This window comes from Phenylobacterium sp. (genome assembly GCF_044372605.1).
In the GTDB taxonomy this organism is placed as follows: Bacteria; Pseudomonadota; Alphaproteobacteria; order Caulobacterales; family Caulobacteraceae; genus Phenylobacterium.
Genome location: NZ_JBILRO010000220.1, coordinates 1 through 5,917, shown reverse-complemented (window position 1 = coordinate 5,917; position 5,917 = coordinate 1). Strand labels below are relative to the sequence as shown.

At 63.9% G+C, this 5,917-nt stretch carries 6 protein-coding genes and 1 pseudogene; 3 read left to right on the top strand and 4 right to left on the bottom strand.

Annotated elements, in window-relative coordinates:
- Window positions 1–198 (bottom strand): annotated as a pseudogene (locus tag ACIQ42_RS15025) (HD family hydrolase); the annotation flags it as partial.
- A 106-nt stretch (window positions 199–304) separates the two neighbouring features.
- On the opposite strand from ACIQ42_RS15025, the gene ACIQ42_RS15020 reads away from it, so the two are divergent.
- Together ACIQ42_RS15020 and ACIQ42_RS15015 are read left to right on the top strand one after the other, a co-directional pair.
- Window positions 305–1,117: a universal stress protein gene (locus ACIQ42_RS15020; protein WP_397423066.1), complete on the top strand. Its 813-nt coding sequence runs from the start codon at window positions 305–307 to the stop codon at window positions 1,115–1,117.
- A gap of 30 nt (window positions 1,118–1,147) precedes the next feature.
- Window positions 1,148–1,522, top strand: a complete 375-nt coding sequence (locus tag ACIQ42_RS15015) for a hypothetical protein (RefSeq protein ID WP_397423065.1) — start codon at window positions 1,148–1,150, stop codon at window positions 1,520–1,522.
- A gap of 20 nt (window positions 1,523–1,542) precedes the next feature.
- Here ACIQ42_RS15015 and ACIQ42_RS15010 read toward each other — a convergent pair whose 3' ends face one another.
- From ACIQ42_RS15010 to ACIQ42_RS15000, 3 genes are all read right to left on the bottom strand, one after another.
- Window positions 1,543–2,352, bottom strand: coding sequence for a hypothetical protein (locus tag ACIQ42_RS15010; protein ID WP_397423064.1), 810 nt, complete (start codon window positions 2,350–2,352; stop codon window positions 1,543–1,545).
- Window positions 2,353–2,445: 93 nt separating this feature from the next.
- Entirely contained in the window at window positions 2,446–3,312 is an 867-nt protein-coding gene (locus ACIQ42_RS15005) for an AAA family ATPase (protein WP_397401414.1), read from the bottom strand.
- Between the two features lie 126 nt (window positions 3,313–3,438).
- Window positions 3,439–5,241 carry a tetratricopeptide repeat protein gene (locus ACIQ42_RS15000; protein WP_397423063.1) on the bottom strand — a complete coding sequence of 601 codons (1,803 nt, stop codon included), beginning with the start codon at window positions 5,239–5,241 and terminating at the stop codon, window positions 3,439–3,441.
- A gap of 222 nt (window positions 5,242–5,463) precedes the next feature.
- Here ACIQ42_RS15000 and flbT point away from each other — a divergent pair, with 222 nt between their 5' ends.
- Complete coding sequence (gene flbT, locus ACIQ42_RS14995) at window positions 5,464–5,889, top strand: flagellar biosynthesis repressor FlbT (protein ID WP_397423062.1); 426 nt, start codon at window positions 5,464–5,466, stop codon at window positions 5,887–5,889.
- Window positions 5,890–5,917: the final 28 nt, after the last annotated feature.

Sequence of the window (5,917 nt, the reverse complement as noted above, 5' to 3'; positions counted from 1 at the left end):
TACCGAGTGCTGGGCTACCGAGAAAGAATGCTCGCCGATCGTCTGGCCGTTCCAGCGCGCCACCCGCGCCAGCCCATGGGCGATGTCCTCGATCTCCACGTCCATGGGAGAGGGATCCAGCAGGTCGAGCCGTCGTCCGGAGAGCATACGCTGCCAGGCGCGCGGGATAGCGCTCTTGCGGGGCAACCCTTTCCTCACGCGAACGTTCCTCCCGATCTGCCCCTTTGAACTGACCCAGGACTTGCGAAAGATCAATGGAGGTCCAGTGTGAGGCCGTCACTGTCTACAGAGAAAAGGATGCTCCATGAGCTGGGCCCGTATCATGGCGCCGCTGTCCGGCGGCAAAGGGGATGACGAAGCTGTACGCGCAGCGGCGATGCTGTCCGGTGCGTTCGACGCAGAACTGGCCGGAGTTTACACGCCGGCGGACCTGGCGGACGTCATGCCGTGGATGGGTGAGGGGTTCCTCGGCGGGGTGCAGACGACGGCGCTGGAGTCCCTGAAGGAGGCCACTTCGGCCGGCGAGGCCAACGCCCGGGCGACCTTCGCGGCCGTTGCCTACGAACGAAAGCAGTTCGTGACCCTGCAGACCCCGGTCTGGGCTGGCCTTTCGGCCGAGAGCCGGCTCTCCGATGTGATCGTCTTCACCAGCGACGCATCGCGGGGGCGGGGTCCATTGGCCGAGGCGTTCCAGCAGATGGTCGCCGATGAGCAGCGTCCGGTGCTGGTGGCGCGGAAAGGCTTGGAGATCGGCGGCGTCGTCGCCGTGGCCTGGGATGGCGGTAAGGAGGCATCGCGCGCCGCACGACTGGCGACACCCCTGCTGGAGAAAGCTTCCAGGGTGGTGATTATCTCCGCCCCCAAAGCCAGTTCGCGCACCTTCGATCCTGTGCGGTTGCAGGGCTACTACGCGGCGCGCGGCGTGATCTCGGAGGTTCTGACCTTGGCCGACAGCGGAGATGCCGCGACGGCGATCCTGCGGGCGGCGGCGTCAGTGGACGCCGGGATCCTCGTGGCCGGCGCCTTTGGCCACCCTCGGCTTCAGGAATTCATCTTTGGCGGAACCACCCGGACACTTCTCAACGCGGACTCGCCATCCTTGTTTTTATCTCATTGAATTTGTAATTATTTTTTAGGATCTCACGCCATGACCCTGTCGCGCATCACCATGCGTCTGGCCCGCAACCCTGGCACAGAGTTCGCCGGCGGCGACGATCATCGAGGCTACGCCCTGACCGCGCCGCTGACCGCTGAAGGTCATCTGGACGAGGCGGCCTATGGCAAGTCCCGCGACCATTGCACCGTGCGCCGCTTCGCGCCCGATGAGGCGGCGGTCGAGGGCCGTCTCGCGCGCAAGGGCCAGAACTGGTTCTTCGACTACGATGCCGCAGCGTCCGACGACGACGAGCCCGTCTATCGTCTGGGCATGCACCGCTTCGCCATCGGCGAGTATGTGACGGTCTCCGACGAAGATGGCCGCCCGCTTACCTACAAGGTCGTCGAAATCCAGCCGGCGGGGTGAGCGGTCGCCAGCGGTTGGCCTCACACGCCGCCGTTCTTGCGGACCAGCTTCTTGACACTGGGGTACATCTCTTCGCCCGTGTCGCTATCCAGCTTTGACTTCACGATGGCGACGGTGATGGGACCGGTCTTCGGACCACCGGCTTCGTAGCCTACGAAACGATAGCCCGTCGGCAGGTCTTTGCCTGTGTAGATGAAGGTCGCCCGGATGCCGCGTTTTTCGCGGCTGAAGGCTTCGCCCCGTAGCCGGACATCGCGCCGCGACTTGATCGTGGCGCTGGAGTCGTTGGCGTCGATGGAGATCGGTCCAACCCGAACCTTGGCCGACTCATCGTTTTCATTCGCCGTGATGTGGATGCCGGGTAGATCAACCCGCATCGTTCCGTCGCCGTTCTCGGTCAGATGTTTGCCGGAGCTGTCGATCCTCACATCGACGCTGGCGCGACTGGAGTCCTCGAGCGCCTGCTCGGCCGCTAAAGCCGCCGCCTTGCCGGAGTCAGTGGCCGAAGCCGCCGTCGCGGGCGTTGGCGACGCGTCAGCCGTCGCCTTGTCGTCCGGCTTTGGTGCGCTGCGGTTTGCCAGCAGGTTGGTTTCGATCGATGTCAGGGCCGCATCCGCCCCGCCGGCGACGGACACCAGTTGTAGGGTCACCTCGGCCCCGCTGGATGTCATGTAGGTACACGACTTGCCGTCGGACGCTGCCGAGGTGCGTGAGAGGTCCCCCTGCGTTTGCGGACACTCCAGAGCCGTCCGCGCCGGTGGGGCTTTCACCGTGCAGGCCGACGTGCCCAGGGCCAGTCCCGATGCGGCCAGAAGATATAGCGTTCTCATGGAAAAGGGCTCCGTCCGATCCGTCTGTTGCGACAAACGGTGGCCGGAGCCCTTCCAAAAGGCGAGTGAATTCGCTGTAACGCCGAACGTAACCTACTGGCCGGGGCGCGCCGCACCCTCGCGACGGGCCAGGAAGGCCAGGCGCTCGAACAGGTGTACGTCCTGCTCGTTCTTCAGCAGGGCGCCATGCAGCGGCGGGATCAGCTTGGTGGGGTCCTTCTCCGCCAGGCTATCGGCGTCGATGTCCTCGACCATCAGCAGCTTCAGCCAGTCCAGCAACTCGGACGTGGAGGGCTTCTTCTTCAGGCCCGGGACCTTGCGCATGTCGTAGAAGATACGCAGCGCCTCGGCGACCAGCTTGTTCTTGATCCCCGGATAGTGGACGTCGACGATCTGCTGCATCGTCTCGGAGTCGGGGAAGCGGATGTAGTGGAAGAAACAGCGGCGCAGGAACGCGTCCGGAAGTTCCTTTTCGTTGTTCGAGGTGATGATCACGATCGGGCGGATCGCCGCCTTGATGGTCTCATTGGTCTCGTAGACGTAGAACTCCATCCGATCGAGTTCCTGCAACAGGTCGTTCGGGAACTCGATATCGGCCTTGTCGATCTCGTCGATCAGCAAGACAGGGCGGCCCTTGTGCTCGAAGGCTTCCCAGAGCTTGCCCTTCTTGATGTAGTTCTTGACGTCCTTGACCCGCTCATCGCCCAGCTGGCTGTCCCGCAAGCGGGTAACGGCGTCGTACTCGTAAAGGCCCATGGTGGCCTTGGTGGTCGATTTGATGTGCCAGGTGATCAGCTCGGATCCCAGCGCCTTGGCGATTTCCTCGGCCAGCACCGTCTTGCCGGTGCCGGGCTCGCCCTTGATCAGGAGCGGGCGCTCCAGGGCGATGGCGGCATTGACGGCCACCTTGAGGTCTTCGGTGGCGACGTAGTTGTCAGTCCCGGTAAAACGTTGGCTCATCTAGGCTCCCCGTGCGGGCTCCGTGCCCGCATTCGAACAGTTGTTTGTCTTGGGCCAACCTATAGGGCCGCGCGCGATGTTCAAGCGCGTTCGAGCAGGCACCGTCAGTAAGGCGCCTGCGCGGCGTCAGGCGCCCGGGGTGTCGCCGCCTGCCACGTGCTCGCCCAGCGCGTCACCAATCAGCGCCATAACGCCGTCCCAGTCGCCATAGGTGGGGGTTATGAAGACGCGGGCCTGCGGATACCAGGGGTAGCGGTCCGTGCCGAGACGCGGCCATGAGCCGGGGGTCGAAATCAACCAGACCGGCGTGCCGCTCGAGGCGGCCAGGTTGAAACTCGCGTTTGCAAATCCGACGACAAGGTCCATCGCGGCGCAGAGTGCGGCCACATCGTCCAGGTCTTTCTTCAGGTCGATGCCCGGCGGCGTCCAGATCCGGACGCCGAACTCTTCTTCGGCCTGCGCCAGTTCCTCGGAACAGTCGCCGTACTGAAGATTGATGAAGCTGACGCCGGGGGTCTTGAGCACCGGCGCCCATTGCGAGAAGGGCGAGAAATAGCGCTGGCGAGCGTCCTTGTTTGTGGCGCTCTTCCAGAGCAGCCCGACCTTTGGCCCGGCCGGAGCTGTCTTGAGCACCTTGCGCCAGTGTGCGACCCGCTTTGGATCAGGCTTGAGGAACCCCTTGTGCGCCGGAAAGTCGTCCAGCGTGCGCCGGAACTCCCGCATCAGGCTGCCCATCGGCGTCCAGAGGTCGGCCGAGGCGTGGTCGGTGTTCGGCGCCGAGCGAAGCGGGCGGGTCGCCCAGACGTGGGTCGTGTGCCAGGTGACTTCGGCCGTGGGGAAGCTGCGCTGGAACAGCGGAACCAGACGTGGCTCCACCGCGATTCGCAGCTTGCCCTCAGGGCCCAGTTTCTCCAGCAGGTCCGGAAGGACGTTGGCGAACAGGATCTCGTCACCTAGACCCTGTTCGCCAACCACCAGCACGGTCTTGCCGGCGACATCAGCGCCTGGCGACCAGCGGGGACGGTCGATAAAGAAGTTCGTGACATCGGCGAATTGCGGCGACAGGCGGGCCTCGTAGTCATCCCACCCCTCGCCCAGCCGGCTCATGGCCAGCTGGTAGGAGCTGCGCGCCAGTCGCATCATCTGGCGGTCATCTGCGGTGATCACCAGCTTCATGGCCTCGTCGCAGTCTTCCAGCGCGCCCTCAGGGTCGCCGAGGCCCAGCTTCACCTGGCTTAGATTGTACCTCGATTTCCCGAACGTCGGGGCCAGCCGGATCGCTTCGGAGAAGAAGATGCAGGCCGTTTCCAGGTCGCCCCGTTCCATCAGGATGGTGCCCAGGGTGTTCCACAGCATCTGGGCTTCAGGGTTGACGCCAATGGCCTGCCTGAGGAGCTCGACCGCCTCGTCCGGCCGCCCGCGATCGCGCACGACCGTCGCCAGGTTGTTCACCCCTTCCGGCCGATCCGGCGCGTGCTCTACATAGTGTCGGAACAGCTTCTCGGCCTGTTCGTGCATGCCCATTCGATAGGCCAGGCGCCCCAGGTCATTGGCGACCTCGGCGTGGTCAGGCAAAAGCTGCAGCGCCGCTTCATAGGCCTTGATCGAACTGGTGAAATCGCCCGCGCGCTCTCGCGCCATCGCCAGAAGGTACCAGCCGACGCCGTTCTTTTCGTCCTTCTCCAGCGCCTTGACCGCCCACTTTCCGCCGGCGACGAAGTCCTCGCGGTTCAGGGCTTCGATGGCGCGCTTGAGGATCGGCTGAACGGCCAGCGCCTTGAGTTCGCGGACCGCCTCGTTGAGGGTCGCCAGGGCGTCCTTGTTGGCGGCCTGACCCATGTCGACAACCGACATCCGGGCAGGCGTGGCCCCGGCCGAATCCTGCAGCGCCCGGCTGGATGCGGCGTTGATCATCGCATTGCGCGACATGGATTCACCTCAGGTTGGACCGCCCCTTGCTCGCCTGATTATGCTTAATCGCGCGTTAATCGCTGCGGCTTCGTCCGCTGCCGAAAGCACATCTCGCGCTCGAAAGGCGTCGTTAACCGAAAAGCGGCTAGGCATGGGGTGCGCCGGGGTTCGGCATGCGCGAAGTTGATCTGACGCGAATCGCAATGGTGCGGCTCGGCGCGCAAGAAAAGGGAGACGGACTTGCCACTGAAGTTGTCTCTGAGACCCGGGGAAAAGTTCGTCCTGAACGGCGCTGTGCTGCAGAATGGCGATCGCCGCGCGGTCCTGGTGCTACAGAACAAGGCCTCGGTCCTTCGGGAGAAGGACGTCATGCAGGAATCGGAAGTCGAGACACCGGCCCGCCGGATCTATTTCCCGGTGATGATGATGTATCTCGATGAGGCAGGCGCCCAGCGCCACTACGACGAGTTCGTCCTGAGGCTGACCGAATTCATGGGCGTTATCCAGAACCCGCTGATCCTGACGCATTGCGTCAACATATCGCGCCATTGCATGGAGCGTGAGTACTACAAGGCGCTCATGCTCTGCCGGAAACTTATAGAGTACGAAGACGAGAGGTTGGGGCATGTCCCTACACGCTTACCAGCAGGCGGCGACGCGGGCTGAAAGCCCACGCGATACCGAATACCGCCTG

Coding starts and splice junctions, on each gene's coding strand:
- ACIQ42_RS15020 (WP_397423066.1), top strand. CDS start 305: ATGAGCTGGGCCCGTATCATGGCGCCGCTGTCCGGCGGCAAAGGGGAT.
- ACIQ42_RS15015 (WP_397423065.1), top strand. CDS start 1,148: ATGACCCTGTCGCGCATCACCATGCGTCTGGCCCGCAACCCTGGCACA.
- ACIQ42_RS15010 (WP_397423064.1), bottom strand. CDS start 2,352: ATGAGAACGCTATATCTTCTGGCCGCATCGGGACTGGCCCTGGGCACG.
- ACIQ42_RS15005 (WP_397401414.1), bottom strand. CDS start 3,312: ATGAGCCAACGTTTTACCGGGACTGACAACTACGTCGCCACCGAAGAC.
- ACIQ42_RS15000 (WP_397423063.1), bottom strand. CDS start 5,241: ATGTCGCGCAATGCGATGATCAACGCCGCATCCAGCCGGGCGCTGCAG.